Annotated in this window: 19 protein-coding genes and 1 pseudogene; 16 read left to right on the top strand and 4 right to left on the bottom strand. The window is 67.4% G+C overall.

The genetic code is table 11. The features are described from left to right. The first annotated feature begins 281 nt into the window (after window positions 1-281). The 8 genes and pseudogenes from ACVTJA_RS20770 (at window position 282) to ACVTJA_RS20735 (ending at window position 6,447) form a co-directional block, all read left to right on the top strand. Entirely contained in the window at window positions 282-707 is a 426-nt protein-coding gene (locus tag ACVTJA_RS20770) for a hypothetical protein (RefSeq protein WP_465838545.1), read from the top strand. 128 nt (window positions 708-835) lie between these two features. Beyond that, on the top strand, window positions 836-1,681 hold the full coding sequence (locus tag ACVTJA_RS20765; RefSeq protein ID WP_465838544.1) for a hypothetical protein: 846 nt from the start codon (window positions 836-838) through the stop codon (window positions 1,679-1,681). Between the two features lie 90 nt (window positions 1,682-1,771). Beyond that, window positions 1,772-2,323 carry a DUF3885 domain-containing protein gene (locus ACVTJA_RS20760; protein WP_465838542.1) on the top strand — a complete coding sequence of 184 codons (552 nt, stop codon included), beginning with the start codon at window positions 1,772-1,774 and terminating at the stop codon, window positions 2,321-2,323. A gap of 270 nt (window positions 2,324-2,593) precedes the next feature. Continuing rightward, window positions 2,594-2,767 (top strand): annotated as a pseudogene (locus ACVTJA_RS20755) (Ada metal-binding domain-containing protein); the annotation flags it as partial. Between the two features lie 87 nt (window positions 2,768-2,854). Beyond that, the gene (locus ACVTJA_RS20750) at window positions 2,855-3,628 is read left to right on the top strand and encodes an AraC family transcriptional regulator (RefSeq protein ID WP_465840469.1); all 774 of its coding nucleotides are present in this window, start codon (window positions 2,855-2,857) and stop codon (window positions 3,626-3,628) included. Then, window positions 3,625-4,632: a 50S ribosomal protein L11 methyltransferase gene (locus tag ACVTJA_RS20745; protein WP_465838541.1), complete on the top strand. Its 1,008-nt coding sequence runs from the start codon at window positions 3,625-3,627 to the stop codon at window positions 4,630-4,632. The genes ACVTJA_RS20750 and ACVTJA_RS20745 overlap by 4 nt, the downstream gene beginning before the upstream one ends. 58 nt (window positions 4,633-4,690) lie before the next feature. Next, complete coding sequence (locus ACVTJA_RS20740; RefSeq protein WP_465838540.1) at window positions 4,691-6,145, top strand: iron-containing redox enzyme family protein; 1,455 nt, start codon at window positions 4,691-4,693, stop codon at window positions 6,143-6,145. Next, complete coding sequence (locus ACVTJA_RS20735; RefSeq protein ID WP_465838538.1) at window positions 6,112-6,447, top strand: Rieske 2Fe-2S domain-containing protein; 336 nt, start codon at window positions 6,112-6,114, stop codon at window positions 6,445-6,447. Before ACVTJA_RS20740 ends, ACVTJA_RS20735 begins: the two co-directional genes overlap by 34 nt. Window positions 6,448-6,516: 69 nt before the next feature. Here the strand turns inward: ACVTJA_RS20735 and ACVTJA_RS20730 are convergent, their stop codons facing one another. Continuing rightward, entirely contained in the window at window positions 6,517-7,473 is a 957-nt protein-coding gene (locus ACVTJA_RS20730; protein ID WP_465838537.1) for an alpha/beta hydrolase, read from the bottom strand. Window positions 7,474-7,762: 289 nt separating this feature from the next. On the opposite strand from ACVTJA_RS20730, the gene ACVTJA_RS20725 reads away from it, so the two are divergent. The 5 genes from ACVTJA_RS20725 (at window position 7,763) to ACVTJA_RS20705 (ending at window position 14,016) form a co-directional block, all read left to right on the top strand. Next, window positions 7,763-9,034 (top strand): phenylacetate--CoA ligase family protein, encoded by a 1,272-nt coding sequence (locus ACVTJA_RS20725; RefSeq protein ID WP_465838535.1) that lies wholly within the window; start codon window positions 7,763-7,765, stop codon window positions 9,032-9,034. Between the two features lie 18 nt (window positions 9,035-9,052). Then, window positions 9,053-10,648 (top strand): DHA2 family efflux MFS transporter permease subunit, encoded by a 1,596-nt coding sequence (locus ACVTJA_RS20720; protein ID WP_465838534.1) that lies wholly within the window; start codon window positions 9,053-9,055, stop codon window positions 10,646-10,648. Window positions 10,649-10,652: 4 nt separating this feature from the next. Beyond that, entirely contained in the window at window positions 10,653-11,903 is a 1,251-nt protein-coding gene (locus ACVTJA_RS20715) for an HlyD family secretion protein (protein WP_465838532.1), read from the top strand. A 30-nt stretch (window positions 11,904-11,933) separates the two neighbouring features. After that, window positions 11,934-12,557: an FMN-binding negative transcriptional regulator gene (locus tag ACVTJA_RS20710; RefSeq protein WP_465838531.1), complete on the top strand. Its 624-nt coding sequence runs from the start codon at window positions 11,934-11,936 to the stop codon at window positions 12,555-12,557. A gap of 148 nt (window positions 12,558-12,705) precedes the next feature. After that, window positions 12,706-14,016, top strand: coding sequence for an SH3 domain-containing protein (locus ACVTJA_RS20705; protein ID WP_465838530.1), 1,311 nt, complete (start codon window positions 12,706-12,708; stop codon window positions 14,014-14,016). A 62-nt stretch (window positions 14,017-14,078) separates the two neighbouring features. On the opposite strand, the gene ACVTJA_RS20700 is transcribed toward ACVTJA_RS20705, so the two are convergent. From ACVTJA_RS20700 to ACVTJA_RS20690, 3 genes are read right to left on the bottom strand one after another with little or no spacing between them, the layout of a single operon-like run. Continuing rightward, the gene (locus ACVTJA_RS20700; protein ID WP_465838529.1) at window positions 14,079-14,843 is read right to left on the bottom strand and encodes a BUD32 family EKC/KEOPS complex subunit; all 765 of its coding nucleotides are present in this window, start codon (window positions 14,841-14,843) and stop codon (window positions 14,079-14,081) included. Beyond that, window positions 14,840-15,415 (bottom strand): hypothetical protein, encoded by a 576-nt coding sequence (locus ACVTJA_RS20695; protein WP_465838528.1) that lies wholly within the window; start codon window positions 15,413-15,415, stop codon window positions 14,840-14,842. The genes ACVTJA_RS20700 and ACVTJA_RS20695 overlap by 4 nt, the downstream gene beginning before the upstream one ends. After that, on the bottom strand, window positions 15,408-15,968 hold the full coding sequence (locus ACVTJA_RS20690; protein ID WP_465838527.1) for a hypothetical protein: 561 nt from the start codon (window positions 15,966-15,968) through the stop codon (window positions 15,408-15,410). The genes ACVTJA_RS20695 and ACVTJA_RS20690 overlap by 8 nt, the downstream gene beginning before the upstream one ends. 151 nt (window positions 15,969-16,119) lie before the next feature. Here ACVTJA_RS20690 and ACVTJA_RS20685 point away from each other — a divergent pair, with 151 nt between their 5' ends. The 3 genes from ACVTJA_RS20685 (at window position 16,120) to ACVTJA_RS20675 (ending at window position 21,006) form a co-directional block, all read left to right on the top strand. Further along, window positions 16,120-16,575, top strand: a complete 456-nt coding sequence (locus ACVTJA_RS20685) for an SRPBCC domain-containing protein (protein WP_465838526.1) — start codon at window positions 16,120-16,122, stop codon at window positions 16,573-16,575. A 253-nt stretch (window positions 16,576-16,828) separates the two neighbouring features. Further along, a complete protein-coding gene (locus tag ACVTJA_RS20680; protein WP_465838525.1) occupies window positions 16,829-18,100 on the top strand; it encodes a TIR-like protein FxsC in 1,272 nt (423 codons plus the stop codon). Beyond that, a complete protein-coding gene (locus ACVTJA_RS20675) occupies window positions 18,097-21,006 on the top strand; it encodes a KGGVGR-motif variant AAA ATPase (RefSeq protein ID WP_465838524.1) in 2,910 nt (969 codons plus the stop codon). Before ACVTJA_RS20680 ends, ACVTJA_RS20675 begins: the two co-directional genes overlap by 4 nt. The last annotated feature ends 90 nt before the right edge of the window (window positions 21,007-21,096 follow it).

Here is a 21,096-nt window from a genome sequence, read left to right as displayed (position 1 = left end):
GTCTTGATTCCTTTCGTCTCGACGTGGCACGGCGACTTCACTGGGAGCGTACCGACCCCACACGAACAATGTCCACTGGGGAACATTTGTTATCGAGGTGCGACTGAGTCGCGTGACACGAAAGATGACCCGAGCCACGTCCCGGAGCGGAACCAGGCGGTATTGAATCGGGGGAGGCGACCGGCCGTGCCCCGTGCCGGTCTCCTCCCACGGGGCCGTGCCTTCGCCGGTGCACCGGTCCGTCGGCGGGCCGACACCTAGATTCCCTGGAGGAGGCTCGCATGAAGCCAGGCAGCGGCACGTCCCCGCTCTTCCGTACCGCGGCGCTGCTCGCCGCCCTGCTCGGGCCCGCCGTCGAGGGCAGCCCCCAGCGAGCCCAGGAGGAAGAAGGCGAGCAGGCGCCGCAGCTCACCTGCTACCAGCTCATCATGCAGAAGGGGTTCACGGACGAGTACCTGGCCACCCAGCTCTGCCAGGGTGCCCGCTCGACGGCCCCCGCGAGGTGCTACCTGCGGCTGCAGGACGAGGGCTCGCTGACGGAGGGGCAGGTGCTCCAGCTCTGCCAGTACGCCACGCCCGAGGACGACCCGGCCGGCTGCTACATCCAGGCGCGAGAGAAAAGCTTCATCGAGACCTGGCGCGGCGTGCAGCTCTGCCGGCCTCCAATACAGGAGCTGCTGCGCTACTGCCCCGTCTACGTCCACTGAGCGCACAGGTCATTCGAGTTGGACCGGAGCATGGCTGGACACCCGTGGCTGCGCCGACTGATGACGGAGGCGGCGGCGTCCAGTGCCCCGGACCTGCGCTCGTGTGGGGGACGGGCTAGAGTTGCGGAATGAAGGACCTTCCCACGGCCCGTGACCTGGAGCTGAGCGCGGCCGAAGCACCGCCCCCTCCCCGGCAGTTGCTGGCGCCAGGGAGCGAAGCGCTCGCCATGTTGGTGCGCCGGGGGTTCCAGCCCTCGGTGGCCCCGCTGGACCTGCCCTTCCCCGAGGCTCTCGAGCCCGAGCGCATGGAGCGGCTGGTGGAGCGGCTCGGGCACTATGCGTTCCGCCTCTTCCTGCGTGGCGCCATCCTGAGGCGCGGACCCTTCCTCCCCGCCGAGGCGACGAAGTACCTGGAGGAGTCACAGGCGGCCACGTTCGCCGAGGACCTGGTGACACTGGGGCTCGCGGCGCGGGAGGCCGCGGGGCGGTACCAGTTGCTGTATCCCGCCGCGAGCTTCGGCGGCACGCTGGAGTGGTACGTGGCGCGAGAGCTGCGCGGGCGGCTCGGCTTCGACGTGGCGGCCGGGGTGAAGTTCCACGCGCCCGAGGTGGGTGGCGACCTGGACGTGGTGGCCGCCGCGGAGGGCCGACTGCTGTATCTGGAGATGAAGTCCTCGCCGCCCAAGCACCTCGCGCCGGACGAGGTGGGCGCGTTCTTCCGGCGCGTGCGAGCGCTGCGGCCGCACCTGGCCATCTTCGTCATGGACACGGCGCTGCGGCTGTCCGACAAGGTGCTGCCACTGCTCCAGGCCGAGCTGAGCACCCAGCCGCCTCCCCCGCCCCGGCGCGTCCTGCGTGAGGTGTGGGCGCTCACTCCGCACCTGTATGTCGTCAACGCGCGTCAGGATTTGCTGACCAATATCGGCATTGCCATCGCGGAGGGCTTCCGGGCGCTCGCGCCTCCGCCGCCGTGAGCGTGGGCTGGCTTGTAATCCATGGACGCAGAGGCATTCAAAGCACGGTGGCGAGGCTGGTACGGCAACGCACCTCCCGTCGGATATGTGATGCGCAAGCTTCATCCGGAGGCATGGCTCCGCATCCACAGCCTCCCCGGGTCGAAGCGATACCCGGAGACACACGAGGAGTGGACTGAACTGCTCGCGCGCCACAACGCGGTGGCCACGGCCGTGCTGGGCGACGGAAGCCCGTGCATCATGGTGAGTCCCCGCTTCGCGGACCGGGCCAGACCCATGCCCGAGAGGCCTGACCGCACGGGGTTGAGCGAGCCTGAAGCCATCACGGCGTTTCCGCTTCAGCGATTGGGCAAGGTCGACGATACCTGGCCGGGCGCGGCGGCATTGCGAGACGACACCGACCCCACCATCGATGTCTGGCTGTACGCGACAGAACTCACGTGGCACAGGGGCACACTTGACGCGTTGCTCCGGGCCGTCGCCAATGACGAGGCCCGCCTCCTCCTCGTCTCATGCACCAGCGGTCAGGTGTATGCGCCGTACGACGGAGGCGCGGACCTCTTCTTCCGCTCCCCCTCCGAGCGAGGTCGTTCCCGGGAGCATTATCGAAACTGGCTCTCGTTACGGCCCGACGGTTTGTAACGATGCGTCAGGGTCGGACGCTCGACCTGCAACCGCCTCCCAGCCCTGACTCGGCTCGGATATTCATCGAGATAGGGATTGCGCCGATAGCGCCCGTCTCCTGCTCGCCCCGTCGACGTCATCAGCGAGTTGACCACCCTCCAGCCGAATCGCGGGCATGGGTAGCCCGCTACTCATCCCCGGAAATCCGGATACGAGGGCAACATCCGGATAGAGCCGTCGCGAGCCGCTAAGGGAGTCTGGCGAACGTTTCCACTCCTGGAGCCGTTCGTGTCGTCTTCAGAGCCTCCTCTCTTTTCAACAGACAATGAACGCTGGAAAGCAGTGGTGACGCGGGACGCCCGTTCCGAAAGCATATTTGTCTACGCGATACAACCGAGCAGCCTCTTCTGCCGCCCCACCTGCTCGGCTCGCCGCCCGGTTCGGAGCCGAGTGAGGTTCTTCCCGACGAGCGAGGCGGCCATGGCGGCCGGCTTCCGCGCCTGCCGCCGCTGCAAGCCAGACGCGGAGTCACTCCAAAGACAACACCTCTTGCTGATCCAACGGGCCTGCAAGCTCCTGGAGGAGGCGGATGTCCCCCTGTCGCTCGAACGTATCGCCCGCAGCGTCGGGCTCAGCCGCTTCTACTTCCACAGGCTGTTCAAGCGATACGTAGGTATCACTCCCAAGGAATACTCGGCCGCGTGTCAGTTCAGGCGGCTGGAGACATTGCTCGAGCGCGGCACCCCCATCATCGATGCCCTCTACGACGCCGGCTTCAGCTCCACGAGCCGGCTGTATGAAAAAACGGACAGGGAGCTCGGGATGACACCCGCCCGGTTCAAGTCGGGTGGGAGCGGCCTGCACATCTGTCACACCATCGTCGAGTCGCCGCTCGGCAAGCTCCTCGTGGCCATGACCGAGAAGGGCACCTGCATGATTGAGCTCGGGGACTCTTCCTCGGAGCTGATGGCCCGGCTGATGTCTCGCTTCGCTGGCGCGAAGCTCGTCGGCTTCCAGCCGGAGCTCGCGACGGTGCTGCCCCGAATCATCGACCTGCTCGGCAGCCCTGAGAACAGCCCCCACCTTCCCCACTCGCTCCGTGGCACGGCCTTCCAGCAGAAGGTGCGCAAGGCGCTGCGACACATCTCGCGGGCGCGGGGCTCTCCGCGCGACGCGGGCCCACTCTCGCGCGGCCCGGCCGCGGTGCCCGGGCAGTCCTGGTCGGGCAACGAGCACCTGACGGAACCCCTTTCGCACCCCGCCTGCGCCGAGCCGCAGTTCCGCAACACCTCCCCAGTCCACTCCCGGAGCCAGCCACGATGACCGACGTCCTCGATGATGCCGTCCGCCTCGCGAGCGCCGGGCCCCCGCACGAGTCCATCGAATCGTTCGAGGCGGCCCTGGCATGTCATGTCCCCGACGGACTCCCAGGCAACACCATCAACCGCATCTACCGGAAGCTCATCCCCCGCTGGCATTTCGCCATGCTCAACGACACGGAGCGCAATCAGGCGTTCGCCTCCGCGTTGCAGGCATCGGTACGGCCAGACGACCTGGTCCTGGACGTGGGAGCAGGCTCCGGCGTGCTGGCGATGATGGCCGTGCGGGCCGGCGCCCGGGCCGTCGTCTCCTGCGAGGTCGTCGAGCCCGTCGCCCACATCGCCCGGCGAATCATCGAGGCCAATGGCCTCTCGAATCGCATCTCCATCATCCCGAAGCTGTCCTCCGTGCTCACGCTCGGACAGGACCTGCCCTCCCGGGCCGACCTGCTCGTGACGGAGACCGTCGACTGTGGCCTCGTGGGAGAAGGAATCCTCCCCATCATCCGCCACGCTCGCGAGGAGCTCCTCAAGGAGGGGGCGCGAATCATCCCAGCCAGGGCTCGCGTCTTCTTCTCCCTGCTGGAGAGCAGCGCCATCCATCGCATCAACTTCACGAAGGAAGCCGCCGGGTTCGACGTCAGCTTGTTCAACCGCTTCTCGACCCAGGAGTACTTCCCGGTCCGCATCTCGACGTGGAGCCACGCCCTGCTGAGCCCGAGTGTCCAGGCCCTGGCCTTCGACTTCGCGCACGACTCGCTGGAGCCCCGGACCGTCCACGTCTCCGTCACCCCCTCGCGCAGTGGAGTCGTCCACGGCGTCCTCTTCTGGTTCGAGCTGGACCTCGGCGGGGGAATCCTCCTGTCCAACTCACCCGACAACCCCGCGAGTCACTGGATGCAGGCCGTCCAGTGCTTCGAGACCCCCCTGCGGGTCGAGGGCGGCCGGCCGCTGCGCGCCGAGGTCACCCAGAGCCTGACCAGCATCCGCTTTGCCCTCACCCCTTGAGTCCTCCCGGCACCCACGGGAGGCCCGTCCCGCGCGTCAGGCCCGAAAGGAACCCCACGTGAAACACCCGCCCGTCAAGTCCATCCCGCCCGCCATCGACCTGGAGGACTACGACTTCTTCAAGCGCTGCCTCATCCAGTATGGGGAGAGCGAGCTGTTCACGGACACGGAGGAGTGGCTCAGCCACGACAATCCCTACCGGCGAACGCTGCGTCCGCATGTCTTCAAGCACCTGGATTACTCCAAGCCGCTGCGCCGGGAAGACCTCCTCACCTACAACAGCCTGAGCGCCAACCGGACGCTCCTCACCATCTACGAGCAGGACTTCCTCCTGCTGCCGGACGGCGACTTCGAGGCGAAGCAGGCGGACTTCAAGGAGTTCTACTCCGGCCGCTCCGTCGCCCTGAGCGCCGTGGTGCGGCCCTGGCTGGAGCGCTACCTCTTCTCGTTCCTCGACAAGGAAATCTCGGTCACCGGCCAGTGGACCGCCGCCTCCCTCCAGGCGTACTTCCATGACTGGGCCGACTCGCTGCACCGCTCGACGTCGAACAAGTCGATGGAGGCCATCCTGGCCTCGTCGAACCGCGAGCACGCCGCGCGGACCTTCCTCATCCAGCTCGCGGGGGACTTCCTGCTCGAGGCGTCGGCCATGGGGAGGAACGTCCTCGGCCACTTTGGCCCGCTCCAGTCCGAGCTCTTCAAGATTGTCATCGACGAGTTTGGCTATGGCGTGCACGAGACGAAGCACAGCACCTTGTTCCGCAATGTGCTGTCGGCCTGCGAGCTTTCCCAGACGCCACACGCCTATTGGCAGTTCTACCTGACGTCATCGCTGCTCTTGAACAACTATTACAACTGGCTCGGGAAGGACCACACGAAGTTCTTCCGCTATCTCGGCGCCATCTACCAGGCGGAGACGGCGTTCATCCATTCCTGCGCCCGGATGGCCGAGATGATGCGCGCGGTCTTCGGCAAGGACGTGGACGTCAGGTACTTCACCGAGCATGTGCACATCGACCACCACCACAGCCGCATGGTGTACGAGAAGCTCATCGCGCCGGCGGTGGCCACCCACGGTGAGGTCATCATCCCGGAAATCCTCCGCGGCTTCGAAGAGGCGTCGCTGCTCGGACAGCTCGCGGAGCAGGACTTCTGCGACCAGGTGAGCTGGTCGGATGACGGACAGACACTCAAGGGGCTGCATCCGGCCATCCACGCGAAGATTCGGAGCGGCGAGCTCCAGCCCTCGCGGCAGCAGTTCATCGAGCCCCGGGGCGAGCTCTCAGTAACGCACGTCCATGATGGAGACGAGCTGTGTCACATCGACTCCGGGGTGATGCACTTCGTCACGGGGCATGAGCGCCACACCGTGCTCAACGCCGGAGAGGGCATCGTCATCCGGCGCAACCGCCTTCACGGCGCCATCATCGACTCCGAGCAGTGCACGTACACCATCCACTCCATTGGAGATCACAAGAAATGCCTGTCTTCGGCTTCGACCCTCGCTCTGTGAATTACATGGAGGCGGGTGGAAACCGCTACTTCCTGCTGTCGACCGAGGGAACACCGCCCCTGCTGGTGCGGGATGAATGTCCGCATCGAGGAGGCCCGCTCCACCTGGGGCAGCTGGACGTGGCGGCCGAGGTGGTCCAGTGCCCCTGGCACTGCCAGCGCATCACGCTCCGCCACCTGCGCCGGAATGCGATGCCCATGATTGTCAGGCGGGACAGCGCCGTCGTGGTCCTCCCGGGCGCCGGAGACGTACCGGTCCGCGCCCAGCGGCGCGTCCTGCTCGCGGTGCCTTCCGCGCGGTAGCGGTGCGAGGCGGACCGTCCCTGGCTGGCGCGCTCCTGCCGCGCGCCAGCCAGCATTCACCACGAGCGCTCAGGAGCCCTTGCGGCCGAGCAGCTCCCTGAAGCCATCACACAGCGTGTCGAATGCCTCGGCGGCGAAGGAGTAGTGCCCGCGAGCCCGCAGGCAGCCGTGGACCACGCCTTCGTGGATGTGGAGCCGGGCGGGCACTCCCGCGGCCTGGAGTCGCTCCGCGTAGGCCCTGGCCTCCTTGCTGAGGGGGTCCGCCTCCACCGCCCAGATGAACGCGGGCGGCAGCCCCGACAGGTCCTTCGCCAGCAGGGGCGAGGCGTACTCCGGGAGCAGCTCCATGTTGGAGCCCAGGTAGTTGCTCGTGTAGTGGTGCATCTCGACCTGGAACTCCTCCGAGCATTCCTTCACCTCGCGGCGCGCCCAGCGATGGAGGTTGAAGACGGGGTTGATGGGCACGTGCCCGAACAGGCGTGGCCCTCCCCTGTCGCGCGCGAGCAGCGAGACTCCCGCCGCGAAGCTCCCTCCGCAGCTCTCGCCCGCGAACACCAGCTTCGCCGGGTCGATGCCGTAGGCCGCGGCCCGCTCCGTGACGGTCACCAGCACCTGGTAGCAGTCTTCGAGCGCGGCGGGATGGCGGGACTCCGGCGCCAGCCGATAGTGCAGGGTGATGACGGTGAGGCCCAGGCGGTCCGCCAGGTCCGCCGCGATGCTGTCGGAGGCCTCGAGCGCGCCGTTCACGAAGCCGCCGCCATGGGCATACAGGATGCACGGCTCATGGGCTCCGGCCGTCTTGGACCGATAGATTCTCAGCGGAATCTCATGCGTGGGCATGACCACGGAATCATCGCGGACGACGATGTTGGCGGGCTTCGGTATCGGAAACGCCCTGAAGAGGTTCAGGTACCACTGGCGCTGCTGCGAAAAGGCATACTTGTAGAACTCGGCCGAGTCGACGCCGTCACATGCGCGCTGACACGCTCGCTTGTAGTCTTCTACGCCCTGCGCATAGTTTGCCATTCTCGGTGCTCTCCCCTTGCGTGAGACAACCTGTGGGTTGCCGTTGCTGCCAGGGGAGGTCCATTGCATGCGGTGTCTGACGGGCTCTATCCAGTTCTTGCACGCGAGCGCATCACCTTGAGGCGCCAGGCCTCCAGGGCAACATCCGGATAGAGCCGCCGAGGCCAGGTGGAGGAGCCTCTCGTCCGTTCCTCCCGCCAGGAGCCTTCGTTGACTGCCCTCCCCCACCCACCGGCCGCGCCTGCGCTTCTGAATGACCACGGAATGGCCCTGCTGGGAGCCGCTTGAGATGCCTGTCCACCGGCTGGATGAGCTGCTCCGCTTCGTGCGCAAGAACTCGGGCTTCTACCGGCAGCTCTACTCGGCGCTGCCCGAGGACGAGGCGCGCATCGAGGCGCTCCCCGTGGTCCCGCAGCAGGCATTCTGGGAGGCCAACTCGGCGCGGGAGAACCGTCTGCTGACGGGCCCCGTCAGTGATGGCGTCATCTACAAGAGCGGCGGCACGACGGGGAACCCGAAGTTCTCCTTCTACCTGCGCGAGGAATGGGACGACTTCTGCCGGGCCTTCGCCAGGGGCATGGTCGCCAGCGGGCTGCGCTCCGGCGAGCGCATCGGCAACATCTTCTTCGCGGGCGAGCTCTACGCCTCCTTCCTCTTCATCCATCGGTCCCTGGAGCTGTCTCCCGTCCCGGTCCTCCAGTTCCCCATCGGAGGCGCCGCCTCGCTCGACGCGATGGTGAAGACCGTCCTCGACTTCGACATCGAAACCCTCGCCGGAGTCCCCACGTCGCTCATGGCCTTCGCGGAGCACGTTGCCGCGCATCCAGCGAAGTTCGGCAAGCCGCGGCTCCGCAAGGCGCTCTTCGGCGGTGAGTCCTTCTATCCGGACCAGCGGGCGCGCCTCGAAGAGATATTCCCGGGCATCCAGGTGCAGTCCATCGGCTGCGCGAGCGTGGACGCGGGCTTCATCGGCTACTCGGATGGCACCTGTGCCCCCGACGAGCACCGGGCGTTCGGCGCCGAGAGCATCGTGGAAATCCTCGACGATGAGACGGGTGAGCCCATCACCGGCACCGGTCGCGCGGGCCGCCTCGTCGTGACAAACCTCATCCGCGCGCTGATGCCCATCATCCGCTATCCGTCGGGTGACAGGGCCGAGTGGGTCGACGCCCGGGGGTCGGGCCCCGACAGGAAGTTCCGCCTCCTCGGGAGGGCCGAGGAGGGCGCGCGCGTGGGGGCCATCACCCTCTACTACGATGATGTCAGGCCCATCCTGGCACCCTTCCAGAAGCAGCTCGGCATCGTGAGCTATCAGCTCCGGATTGCTCACGAGCAGCGCAAGGACAGGCTCTCACTGGTGGTGGCGGTCCAGGAGCCGGCCGCCCTGCCAGGCTCGGCCTCCCAGACGCTCCTCGCGGCGCTTCATGCGCAGCGGCCCATGCTCCATGACTGGGAGAACGCGGGGAAGATCCACCCGACCCGCGTCGACTGGGTCTTGCCCGCACAGCTCTCGGTCAATCCGCGAACGGGGAAGCTCCGCCGAATCATGGACGAGCGGTAGCCGCTCGAGGCCAGGCCCATGTCCATCGACTCGCGCAGGCCTCCGGCCAACAAATGGCTGGTGACGGTGGCGGTGTCTTCCGGAACGCTGATGGGCGCGCTGGATGCATCCATCATCACGGTGGCCCTCCCACAGATTCGCGGCTCCCTCGGCGCCACCGTGCAGGAGAGCACCTGGGCCAGCACGAGCTTCATCGTCGCCACCGCGGTGGTCCTCCCGCTCACGGGCTTCATCGGCCGACTCTTTGGCCAGAAGCGCGCCTACCTCGCGTGCCTGGCGCTCTTCATCGTCAGCTCGGTCCTCTGCGGGCTGAGCTGGAGCCTGCCCTCGCTCGTCTTCTTCCGCGCGCTGCAAGGAATTGGAGCGGGAGCGCTCACCCCCACTGAGCAGGCCATCCTCCGAAGGACGTTCCCGGCACATGAGCAGGGCATGGCCATGGCCATCTTCACCACGGTCATCGTCGCCGGGCCCACCATCGGTCCGGTGTTGGGCGGCTACATCGTCGACCACTTCTCCTGGTCGTGGATCTTCTTCATCAACCTCCCCATCGGGGTGATTGGGTTTCTCATGGTGTGGTTCATCGTCGATGAGCCGGAGGACTCGCGGGCCACGCCTCCGCTGTCGGCGATGCTCCAGCCGCGACAGCTGGACTGGGGCGGGCTTGCGTTGTTGAGCCTGGGCCTCGCCCTGCTCCAGTACGTGCTGGAAGAGGGGCAGCGCCTGGACTGGTTCGACTCGGGCCGGATTGCCGTCCTGGCTGGGGCAGCGCTGATGTGTCTGCTGGCCTTCGTCGTGCGCGAGCTTCACGCGCGCGCTCCCGTCGTGGACCTCCGCGTCTTCCAGGAGCCGGTGTTCTGCTCCGGCGCCCTCATTGGCGTGCTCGTGTATTCCGTCGTCACCGCGAACATGTTCCTGCTGCCCATCTTCATGCAGGAGGTGCTCGGCTTCACGGCCACGCAGGCCGGAAGCGCCATCATCCCCCGCACGCTGGTCATGATGTTCATGATGCCCCTCGTCGGGCGCTTCTATGGTCGGCTGCCGACACGTGCGCTCGTCGCGGTGGGCCTGCTCATCAACGGGCTCGGCGTCTATGCCGTGAGCGGCGTCTCCGTCGACACCAGCACGAGCGACATGCTCTTCCCCCTCATGCTGCAGGGGCTGGGGGCGAGCTTCATCTTCGTACCGCTCAACACCGTCATCTTCACCCACGTGCCGACCCAGCGCATGGCGGACGCCGCGGGCGTCAACCTGATGATCCGCCACGTGGGCAGCTCGCTGGCCCTCGCTGGCTTCACGCTCCTGCTGCCGCGTCACGCGGAACAGGCCCGGCAAGCCATCATCACGGGACTCAACGTCGAGCGGACCGAGGTCCTGGAGCGGTTGGCCCAACTGGAACGCGGGCTGATGGCGGGCGGCCTGGAGCCCGGCGGCATCCAGGAGGCGAGCCGGCAGTTGCTCGGGCAGACCGTGCTTCGCCAGGCGATGGTCATCGCCTTCGACCAACTCTTCCATCTGTCGGCGCTGCTGTTCGTGCTCACGGTGCCGCTGTTGCTCGTCCTCCGCTCGGCGCGGAGCAGTCAGCCGCCAGCCCCGCTCCACCTCGAGGAGGCCTGAGGCCATGAGCGTGAGGCTCCACGGGTTGAAGCGTGAGGAGACACCGGGCGCCGAGTCGCCGGCGCCGGTCAGCAGGGGCTGGCGCGACACGCTGAGGCTCGGCGCGTTCGCCGTGGCAGTGGTCGTCGGCGTGGGTGGGCACGCCCTGCTGACGCGCCACCAGGAGACCACGGACAACGCCCAGGTGGAGACGGATGTCGTGCCACTCAGCTCACGTCTCAACGGGCGGGTGCTGAGGGTGCCCGTGGCGGACAACGCCTTCGTCCAGGAGGGAGAGGTGCTCGTCGAGCTCGACCCGCGCGAGTTCGAGATTCGCGTCAAGCAGGCGGAGGCGGAGCTGGAGGCGGCACGGGCCGAGGAGGCCTCGGCCGAAGCGCGAGCCGTCGTAACAGAGGCGGGGGCGCGAGGAGGCCATTCCACCGCAGTGGCCATGCTCTCATCCAGTCTTGCAGCTGCGAGCACCGCGGAGTCCCAGATACAGGTCGCCCGCGCGGCGCTCAGGCGGGCGGACGCGGAGGCGAACCGCACGAGGTTGGACTTCGAGCGCGTGCGGGTGCTGCTCGCGGGTGGTGTCGTCGCCCAGGCTTCCTTCGAGACCGCGGAGGCCGCCAGTGAGAGCTCTCAGGCGGCGCTGGCCGGTGCGCAGGCCCAGCTCGCCGCCGTCGAACAGGCCCGACAGGCCGCGTTGAGCAAGGTGGCCGAGGCACGGGGACAGCTCGACCAGAGCGCGCCGGTGGACGCGAAGATTGCAGTGGCGCGCGCTGACGCCCTGCTCGCACGTGCTCGAGCCAGGGCCGCCGAGGCCGAGCTCGAGGAGGCCCGGCTGCTGCTGGAGTACACGCAAATCCGCGCGCCCATGAGCGGCCAGGTGTCCAAGCTGTCCGTGAACGTGGGCCAGTTGCTGTCCGCGGGACAACCGGTTGCGAAGCTCGTGTCGCGACAGACGCATGTCATCGCCAACTTCAAGGAGACACAGGTTGGAGACATGCGCCCCGGGCAGCAGGTGTCCATCTCGGTGGATGCCTACCCCGGTGTCGAGCTGAAGGGAGTCGTGGAGAGCATCGCCGGGGGCACGGGCGCCCGCTTCTCGCTGCTTCCGCAGGACAACGCCTCGGGCAACTTCGTGAAGATCGTCCAGCGGGTGCCGGTCCGCATCGCCTGGAGAGAGCTGCCTCCGGACCTCCCCCTCTACGCGGGCATCTCGGTGGAGGTCACCGTCTCCACCCTCCGCCCGCATGACCCGGCCCGTAGATGACTCGCGTCCGCCGAGACGCGACCCACGACCATGTACATCCCCAGCCCCTTCGAGGAGCAGGACCCGGAGCGCCTTCTCGGGCTCATGAAGCAATACCCCTTCGCCACGCTGGTGACGGCGAGCGACGACGGAGGCCCCTTCGCCACGCACCTGCCGTTCCTCGTCGAGCGGAACGCGCAGGGCCACTTCCACCTCCTCGCGCACATGGCCCGGCTCAACCCGCAGTGGCGCGGCTTCACGGAGGAGCGCGAGGCGCTCGTCATCTTCCAGGGGCCGCATGGGTATGTGTCTCCCACCTGGTACGCGACGACGCCCCAGGTGCCCACGTGGAACTTCGTCACCGTGCATGCCTACGGCCGCCCCCGCGTCATCCAGGAGCCAGAGGCCCTGCTGCGCATCCTGCGTGACACCGCAGCCCTGCATGAGGCCGGAAACCCCGTGCCCTGGCGGCTCGAGCACTCCGGGGACTACGTGCGCCGGCTCCTGGCGGACGTCATCGCCTTCGAGGTGGTCGTCTCGCGGGTGGAGGGCCAGGTCAAGCTCAGCCAGAACAAGGGCGCCCAGGACCGGCAGGGCGTCATCCACGGCCTGGAGCGCAGCCCCCTACCAGGAAACCATGCACTCGCGGCGCTGATGCGCTCGCGTGAGGGTTGAGCGCGAGTCGTGTTCGGGCCTGGCCTCGACCCGCGCACCGTGACAGGGGCTTCGTCAGAGTCCTCCACTCCGGCGGGCCGCGCCGACCAGTACAGGTGGAGGGGACCATGGCAAGGTCAGGCACCCGGACGTGATAGCCTGACATCTCATGGGCAAGTCACAGAAGAATCGCACGGCCATCGGGCTCGCGGCCGGAGTGGGCGCGCTGGGACTCATCCTGGGAGCGGTGGCGTTCGTCAGCACCGGCAAGGGCCCCCAGGCCGGTCCGCCCGAGGCTGTCGCCGAAACGCAGGTCGCCCCCGGCGAGCGCGCCTTCATCTCCGGCACCCTGGTCGACCTGCGCGAGGCCGCATCCCCCACCGCCAAGGCCGTCAAGCAGGTCCCCATCGCCACCGAGTGTGCCGTCGAGGAGAAGGCCGCCTCCGGCTGGTGGCGCATCCGCTGCGGTGACGTTCAGGGGTGGGCCATGGCCGACCTCCTCTCGTCCGAGAAGCCCACCGTCGAGGCACTCCTGGCCGCCGCCGGGGATTCGAAGCGTCCCTTGAAGCAGCGGTTCGACGCGGCCCAGAGAGCGGTGACGCTGGAGCCCGCTCACGCTGGCGCCCGGAAGCTTTTCTGGAGCCTCTTTGTCGAGCAGGAGCGGAGCTCCGTCGAACACCTCCTCGCGAAGCAGGACGCTCCCCTCCCCGTGCTCCACGCCCGGGCCTCCTGCGAGGGCGAGGAGACCCCGGTGGAGCGCTGCCTGATGAGCGTGTTGAAGGACGGGGTCAGCATCGTTGCGTGGGACCGCCTCGACATCGCACGCCAGGAGCAGACACCCCGGCGCCTGTTCGTGAGTGTCATGCTGGAGAAGCCCATCCCGCAGACCGAGTCACCGCACTTCTGGGTTCGCGCCGGAACGTTCGAGGGTGATGCGAAGGACCTCGATGTGCAGGTCTTCACGGCCAACCGCTATGTGCCCTCGGATGCGATGGTGCTGGCATTGGCGCCTGAGAAGCCCTCGGACGTGGCGCTGCCTGGCTTCTCGAAGCGGCTCGAAGGGGTCCTGTCCGAGGAGGAGTTGCGACTGCTGGGTCCGCTCACGGGTGAGTGGACCCGGTTGGACCGGCACCTCGGGGGACTGGCCATCGTCGAGCACTGTGACTCGAGCGTGGTGCAGATCCGCCTGGATGTGAGCGGGAGCAGCGCCCACGTCCACATCCAGGGCGGCCAGGACGATGATGACTTCGGAGTGATGGGGGTCCAGCGCGCGGGCGATGGCGCCATTCTCCTGAAGCGATGGAGCGGAGCATTCCTGAAGTACACGGCCCCAAGCGGCGACAAGCGCGTGTCGGGCCTGACGTACTCCGCGTGGGACTCAATCGACGGCTCCTTCGTGCACTCCCGGGACGTGAAGGACTTCCCCGTCGTCAGACCCACCGACAAGGAGTGCCGGGAGTTTTTTGACGGCCCTGAGTAGGCGGAGGAGCAGGTACTCAGGTCTGGTGTCAGAGTTCACTTTCTTCCAGGACCGCGCCTGAGCTACGCCAGAGGCCGCGTCAGGCGGAGCAATTCCTCGCGGAGTTGCTCCAGCCAGCGCATGAGCCGCGCCTGGGGCAGGTGCCCGGAGCGGCTCAGCCACAGCACCCGCTCCATCCCCCGGGGTGGCCGTAGCCGGGCGAGCAGGGCGCGCAGCACATCCTCGTGGGCATACGCGCGAAGAAACGCCCGCGAGAGCTCCTCGGCCTCGGGTACGCGACCCGCCAGGTCCAGCAGGAAGACGAGCAGGTCATCCGCGTGGCGCGCCTCGGGAGTCATGCCCGCTTCGTGCCGCGTCTCGAAGTCGATGAGCCAGGCGCGCCCGCCGGCCGCGTCATAGAGGACGTTCTTCAGGTGCGCGTCCCCGTGCGACCACGGCTCCGCGGTGCCGGGATGCACCAGCGCATGGGCCCGACGCAGCTCGCGGGCCGCGGCTTCGGCCACCTCGAGGGTGAGCCCTCCCCGCGCAGCGAGCCGGTCCAGCCCTTCCCCGGGCAGTGCCTCGAGCGCGACGGCAGCCTTCCCTCGGGGCTCGGCGACGTGGCCCGGATGCAGGAGGCGGAAGGACGCCAGCTCCCAGTCCCGCCAGCGCGCGCGTGAAACGAACATGCGGATGCGGCTGCGCGACTGGCGCAGGAAGACATTGCCAGCGGCAATCACCACCCCCATGCCGACGCGGCGGCGCTTCACCCACAGGCCCTGCTCGCGCCCCACCGCGTGGACGCGCACGGCGTCCAACGCGAGCGCCAGGAGCCCCGCGAGACTCATGCCCGCAGGTCCTCGTACCAGAGCACCACCGCCAGGCACCCCAGGCACCAGCAGCGCACCTGCCCACGCCCGGCCAGCCCGCCCAACAGCATCACCGCGGCCAGCACCCCCACCGTGCACATGGCGCTCAGCGTGCCTCCCGCGTCCCGCAGCATCGCGCGCGCTGTCCGCCATGGCTGCGAGGCGCCGTCGATGGCCATGGGGAAGAGGAACAGCCCCTGCACCTCCACGGCATAGAAGGCGGGCACCGCGAGCACCAGTCCCACGGCGTGCGGCAACCCCATGCCCACCGCCAGGGCCCAGGTCACCAGGGCCGTCAGGAGCGCGGCGGCGTACTTCTCCAGGCCCCACGTCCAGGCGCCGCGCGGCGGGGCGCGCACGGGCCGGCCCCGCACCAGTGCCATTGCCCCGGCCATCCACGCCGCGCCCCCATGGAAGCCTCCGCGCCATGCACCCATGGCCTCCCGGGGCAGGGGCGAGCCGGGAGCGTCATATAGCCGCGCCGCGCGCTCCAGTAGCGCCGCGCCCCGCCGCAGCGAGGCGGGCAGGAAGGTGGCAAGGGCCTCAGCCATGGAAGCCCTCGCGGACGAAGCAGAAGTGCGCCCAGGCGAGGAAGGCGGTGGCATGCCCCGCCAGCAGCGTGCGGTGCAGCAGGGCCTCGTGTCTGTCACAGCGCCGCCGATGAAAGACGAACTCGTCGTAGCAGATGAGGACCACCGTCCACAGCAGCACCACGAGGACGGGCAACAGGAACACCTGCGGGCGCCGAGCCACCGAGGCGGCGCACATCAGGAGGAACAGGGGCAGTCCACCGCCCGCCAGCGCGAGCAGCTCCGCCCGGTGCTCGTTGGGCCCCACGCGGATGCCCGCCGTGCGGTGGTAGCGCCAGTCCGCCACGCCCGCCGCCGTCGCCACCGTGCCCATCAGTGCTATCACCCACAGCTCCCAGGGGTGCCGGGAGGGCTCGATGAGCCAGTCGAAGCCTGGCTGACGGGAGAGCAACGCCAGGGCCACGCCGAAGAGGACCCCGGGCGTGAGCGAGGCCAGCAGGTTGGCGGCATCCCGCAGACGCGCCGGGAGCGGGGACTGCAACTGCCTCGGGAGGATGGAGGAGGTCTCGGACATTGCCTCCCGGGTGCTAGCTGAACTTTTCACACTCGGCCAGGGATGCCACAGCTGGCTAGCGCCCGTGAGCCGGCGAGCCATGCATAAGATTTTCGCGCTCCTGCTCCAGTCACTCCCGACGGGCTTCCGCCCACCCTCATTTTCTTCGGGCATGAGCTCGACCCACATCAGCCGCCGGGTGGCTGCACCCCGCGCACGCGTCTATCGCGCGCTCCTGGATGCTCGCGCCGTCGCGACGTGGATGGTGCCGGACGACATGACCAGCCACGTGCATGCCTTCGAGCCGCGCGAAGGTGGCACGTTCCGGATTTCGCTCACGTACGACGCGCCGACGGGAACTGGAAAGACAACCGCTCAGACGGACACGTACCACGGCCGCTTCGTGAAGCTCGTGCCGGACGAGCAGGTGGTCCAGGTTGTTGAGTTCGAAACAGAGGCCCCCGCGATGCGCGGCGAGATGACGATTACCTTCACGCTCATCGAGGTGGACGGGAGCCCCGAGGTCCTCGCCGTACACGATGACCTTCCGCGAGCACTGTCACCCGCCGACGCTCTGCCGCCATGGGCCCGATACCCTTGCGCTCTCCGTCCGGCAGCAGGCCCGTGACATCGCCTCCCTGAGCGAGACGTCGCTCCGTGCGGCCCCTTCCCACCGTCATCGAGCCCAGGGCATGACCAACCAGGTGACTGCGTTCGACCCACCCAATCCTTCTTCGGGCTGGACTGGATGAGGACGACCTGGGTGGCATCCCACCCACTCATTTCCTCTGTGTGCCTCGGCTATCTTTCAGGGCCTCGGCGGTTGCCATGCCACGACATGGGACACCGCCGTTCCACCATGCGTCGACAGGGGGCGACCAATGACGGGCTCCATACCCATCGGCCAGCCAACGCCCGCGAGGAGCGGTCCCTTCTTCTTCTTCAGCTATGCGCGGGCCAACAAGGACGCCTACCTGCTGAATTTCTTCCAGGATCTCTCCACCACCATCCATGCCCGAGCCGGGCTCGACCAGGAGAAGACCGGGTTCCTCGATGAGGCCGGCATCGAGCCGGGAACCGAGTGGCGCCATGAACTGGGCGAGGCGCTGCGCACGGCGCGCACGTTCGTGGCCATCTATTCCCCGCACTACTTCTCGCGCCCCTGGTGCGGGAAGGAATGGCAGCTGTTCGCGTCGCGCATCGACGCCACGCTGAGGACCGCGTCCCCTGGCACCCGCCGGCCCCCGCTCATCGTGCCCGTCCTTTGGATTCCGCTGAAGCCGTCAACCCCGCTACCGGCGGTGGCCGAGGGCATCCAGTACGCCCACCAAGACTTCGGAGAGACCTATGCCAGACATGGTCTGCGGTATCTGATGCAGCTCGGCCGTCACAAGGACGACTATCAAGATTTCCTCATCCGTTTTTCGGACAAGCTCATCGAAGCGGCGAAGACCCCCGCCGCCGAACTGCCCCATCTTCCGCGCCTGGACCTGTTGCGCAACGCCTTCGAGGTGGACCAGCCAGCTCAAGCGCCCCAGAGCGGTCCCCGCAACGTGCAGTTCTTCTTCATTGCCGGACGGCCCGAGGAGATGCCGCAGGCGGGCCGGAGCCAGGTCGAGTGCTACGGCGAGAGTGGGGGCCGGGAGTGGATGCCGTACCGCCCACCCGCCCCCACGCCAGTGGGGTTGCTCGCACAGAACGCTGCCTCCTCCGAGGGGCTCCAGTACGACGCCCTGCCCCTGGACCAGAACCTGATGGTCCACATCGAGGAAGCGCAGAAGCAGTCGCGGCTCGTCGTGCTCATCGTGGACTCGTGGACCCTGCAGTTGGAGCGGTACCGCCAATGGATGCGGGACTTCGACAAGCAGAACTTCTGGAACACCGCCCTCGTCATCCCATGGAACCTTGATGACGAGGACACCCGGGAGAAACTCGAGACGTTGCGCACTACGGTCCGGGGGACCTTTTTCTTCAAGGGCCACACCAGTGACTACTTCGTTGACGGGGTCCGGTCCCTGCCTGAGCTGGAGAAATCCCTGAGCGTGACGTTGACGCGTCTGCGCTCTCGCGCATTCGAGTACGCCAAGGCGCTGAGCATTCCCGGCAGCCCGGCGAAGCCCGTGCTCCAGGGACCTGTCGGAGGCACCCCATGACCTCGGCAGTGCCTCCAGGGCGTATCATCACCTTCTACTCATACAAGGGCGGCACCGGGCGCTCCATGGCCATGGCCAACGTGGCCTGGGTGCTGGCCAGCAGTGGCAAGCGAGTGCTCGCCGTGGACTGGGACCTGGAGGCACCGGGGCTCCACCGATACTTCCACCCATTCCTGGTAGACAAGGACCTGGGCCAATCTGAAGGCGTCATCGACCTCGTCTTCGACTACGCCACGGAGGCGGCCTCGCTTGGCGACAGCTCGCCCGACCTGAAGTGGATTCGCGAGCAGGCCAACATCCTCCGCTACGCCAGCTCTCTGCAGTGGGAATTCCCCAAACCCGGCACCCTGGACTTCATCCCCGCCGGGCGGCAGAGCGCAACGTATTCCACGCGTGTCAACGCCTTCGACTGGAAGAGCTTCTACGAGCGGCTCGCCGGAGGAGCGTTCATCGAGGCCCTGCGGGAGCAGATGCGCGCGGAATATGACTACGTGCTCATCGACAGCCGCACGGGCGTCAGCGACACCTCGGGCATCTGCACCGTGCAGCTCCCGGATGCCCTCGTCGTCTGCTTCACGCTCAACAACCAGGGCATCGACGGCGCCGCCGCGGTGGCAGCCTCCGTGCAGGATCAGCGCGGCCGGCGCCCGTTGGACATCTTCCCCGTCCCCACGCGCATCGACGGCTCGGAGAAGGACAAGCTGGAGCAGCGCTGGGGGCTCGCCCAGCGGCGCTTCAACCCCTTCCTTTCGAGGCTTCCCTCGGACCAGCAGGAGGCCTACTGGCGGGACGTGGCCGTTCCCTACGTGGCCTACTACGGTTACGAGGAACTGCTCGCGCCCTTCGGAGACCGGCACCGACTGAAGATTTCGCACACCGAGGTCTGGGAGAGCCTGACCCGGCTGCTGGCGCCCGACGTTCCGCTTACCCGAATCCTGGTTCCGGAGGAGCAGCGCCAGCGCATCCTCTCCCTCTACGAGGGAGGCACGAACGCCCTGCATGAGCGCGCGGGGAGCGCCGAGGACACGCTGCTCCGGAGGGCGGAGGACACCTTCGCGGGCCTTGGCGTCCTGGAGCAGGCGTCGGCTCGCCAGCTCTTCACACGCCTGGTCCGGCTCGCCTCCAAGGATGAGGGCGGCGAGGACACGCGGGCCCGCATTCCTCTTCGCGAGGCCGACGCGACCGGGCAGCGGCTGGCACGGGAGCTCGCCAGCAAGCGGCTGGTCATCATCGAGGCCGGTACTGCTCCGGGCGAGGAGCAGGTGCAGCTTGCCGACGTGGCTCTGTTGCGCTGGGGAAGGCTTCGGAGCTGGCTGGACGAGGACCGCGAGTTCCTGCTGTGGCGCCAACGACTGCGCGGCCATGTACAGGCATGGGAGCGCGGCGGGCGCAGTCCTGAGCAGCTTCCCCGGGACCTGCCCTTGGCAGCAGACGCGGAGCGCTGGAAGCACCGGCTGGAACAGCAGCTCAACCCCGCTGAGCGGGCCTTCCTCGACGAGGTCCGAAAGCCAGCACCGCTTCTCGTAACCCGGGAGCGCTACGACACCTTCCTCTGCTACGCCCGTCAGAATCACGAGGCCGCGAGGGCTCTGCGACAAGGCTTGGAGCAGTTCATCCGGCCTCGCGCCCAGGCGCGGATGATACGGATCTTTGATTCGGCGGTAATGAACATCGCCAACGAGCAGACCACATCGATGTTGGGTCAGGCTCTCGGCAGCTCGGAGTACTTCCTTCTGCTCGCCTCGCCTGATTCGGCCCGCTCCCAGTGGGTCCAGTGGGAGTTGAACGCCTGGATTGGAAGGAATGGCGCCAGCCGGATTCTCATCGTGCTGGTGGAGGGAGACATCGTTTGGGACAAGGCCGCGCGGGACTTCGACTTCCGGGCCACCACGGCGCTGCCCTCATTGCTCCAGGGGTTGTTTCGCGAGGAGCCAATCTGGTGCGACGTACGGCATGCCGCCGGCCGCTCGGAGCTGTCGCTCGGCAATCCGCAGTTCCAGGAAGCCGTCGCGACCGTGGCGGCAGCGCTGTATCACCTGCCCAAGCAGGATCTGATGGCGGAGGAGTCCCGCCAAAGAACGGAGAGGAGAGCGAAGCGCTTCAATGTGATGGCAACCGCGATAGGCCTCGCCACGAGCCTCATCGGTGCAGGGTTGACGTATCAGCGGCTCTCCATCCGGCAGGAGGATGAGCTCACGAAGAAGCAGGAGGAGCTGACGGTTCTCGTGGCCGTGACCGAGCGGCTCAAGGAAGAGCGCGCTCGCAGTCTGAAGCTGTCCACGGATTCCTTCTCGGCCCTGGTGGATAAGCTCTCATCAGAAGGAGGCGCCCGGGGAGTCGCGTCTGTCGTGAGCCCAGACAAGCGCTTCGTGCTCCGAATGGACCACGGTGAGGTGACACTCCAGGACCTGAGGAGCTTCAGCATGGTGAAGCCACCGAAGGAACTGCTCAACGCGAGGGAGCTGACGGCAGCTGCCTTCAGTCCCGACGGGCGGTTTTGCGTCACGGCAAGCGGCCTGGGTGATCTCTGGCTTTGGGAGCCCTCCACCCTGAAGGTGCTATGGACGCTGCGGAGTCCCGCCACGTCACCCTCGGAGCAGGTCATTGCCATCTCCTTCAGCCCAGATGGAACACGCCTTGCCGCCGGCTTGAATACCGGCATGGTGGCCATGTGGAATCTGTCTCATGCAGCCAATTCTCCCCCCACACTCATGCCTCGCCAGCACTCGGAACCCATCCTGGCCCTCAAGTTTGTCACCGGCGCCGAGGAACTGATTGCCGTCAGCAGCGCCCGGGCCTGCAGCTGGAACCTGGAGACAGCGCAGCCGCTTGACTGCATCAGCCCCTCGCCCATGGACAACAAGCCCGACTACCGGGCTCTGCCTGTCGCCAACGGCAACAAATGAGATACGGGCCCCTCATGCACGGTGCCATGGAGGGAGCCCAGCGGAACACAGCTCTTCGGTTGTCCTTGTCGGGTTCTCATGACCCGAGGG

Source organism: Pyxidicoccus sp. M6 (assembly GCF_055568925.1).
The sequence above is the reverse complement of the archived record's forward strand: the minus strand, read 5'-3'. Positions and strand labels throughout refer to the sequence as shown.

Coding starts and splice junctions, on each gene's coding strand:
- ACVTJA_RS20770 (WP_465838545.1), top strand. CDS start 282: ATGAAGCCAGGCAGCGGCACGTCCCCGCTCTTCCGTACCGCGGCGCTG.
- ACVTJA_RS20765 (WP_465838544.1), top strand. CDS start 836: ATGAAGGACCTTCCCACGGCCCGTGACCTGGAGCTGAGCGCGGCCGAA.
- ACVTJA_RS20760 (WP_465838542.1), top strand. CDS start 1,772: ATGCGCAAGCTTCATCCGGAGGCATGGCTCCGCATCCACAGCCTCCCC.
- ACVTJA_RS20745 (WP_465838541.1), top strand. CDS start 3,625: ATGACCGACGTCCTCGATGATGCCGTCCGCCTCGCGAGCGCCGGGCCC.
- ACVTJA_RS20735 (WP_465838538.1), top strand. CDS start 6,112: ATGCCTGTCTTCGGCTTCGACCCTCGCTCTGTGAATTACATGGAGGCG.
- ACVTJA_RS20730 (WP_465838537.1), bottom strand. CDS start 7,473: ATGGCAAACTATGCGCAGGGCGTAGAAGACTACAAGCGAGCGTGTCAG.
- ACVTJA_RS20725 (WP_465838535.1), top strand. CDS start 7,763: ATGCCTGTCCACCGGCTGGATGAGCTGCTCCGCTTCGTGCGCAAGAAC.
- ACVTJA_RS20720 (WP_465838534.1), top strand. CDS start 9,053: ATGTCCATCGACTCGCGCAGGCCTCCGGCCAACAAATGGCTGGTGACG.
- ACVTJA_RS20715 (WP_465838532.1), top strand. CDS start 10,653: ATGAGCGTGAGGCTCCACGGGTTGAAGCGTGAGGAGACACCGGGCGCC.
- ACVTJA_RS20710 (WP_465838531.1), top strand. CDS start 11,934: ATGTACATCCCCAGCCCCTTCGAGGAGCAGGACCCGGAGCGCCTTCTC.
- ACVTJA_RS20705 (WP_465838530.1), top strand. CDS start 12,706: ATGGGCAAGTCACAGAAGAATCGCACGGCCATCGGGCTCGCGGCCGGA.
- ACVTJA_RS20700 (WP_465838529.1), bottom strand. CDS start 14,843: ATGAGTCTCGCGGGGCTCCTGGCGCTCGCGTTGGACGCCGTGCGCGTC.
- ACVTJA_RS20695 (WP_465838528.1), bottom strand. CDS start 15,415: ATGGCTGAGGCCCTTGCCACCTTCCTGCCCGCCTCGCTGCGGCGGGGC.
- ACVTJA_RS20690 (WP_465838527.1), bottom strand. CDS start 15,968: ATGTCCGAGACCTCCTCCATCCTCCCGAGGCAGTTGCAGTCCCCGCTC.
- ACVTJA_RS20685 (WP_465838526.1), top strand. CDS start 16,120: ATGAGCTCGACCCACATCAGCCGCCGGGTGGCTGCACCCCGCGCACGC.
- ACVTJA_RS20680 (WP_465838525.1), top strand. CDS start 16,829: ATGACGGGCTCCATACCCATCGGCCAGCCAACGCCCGCGAGGAGCGGT.
- ACVTJA_RS20675 (WP_465838524.1), top strand. CDS start 18,097: ATGACCTCGGCAGTGCCTCCAGGGCGTATCATCACCTTCTACTCATAC.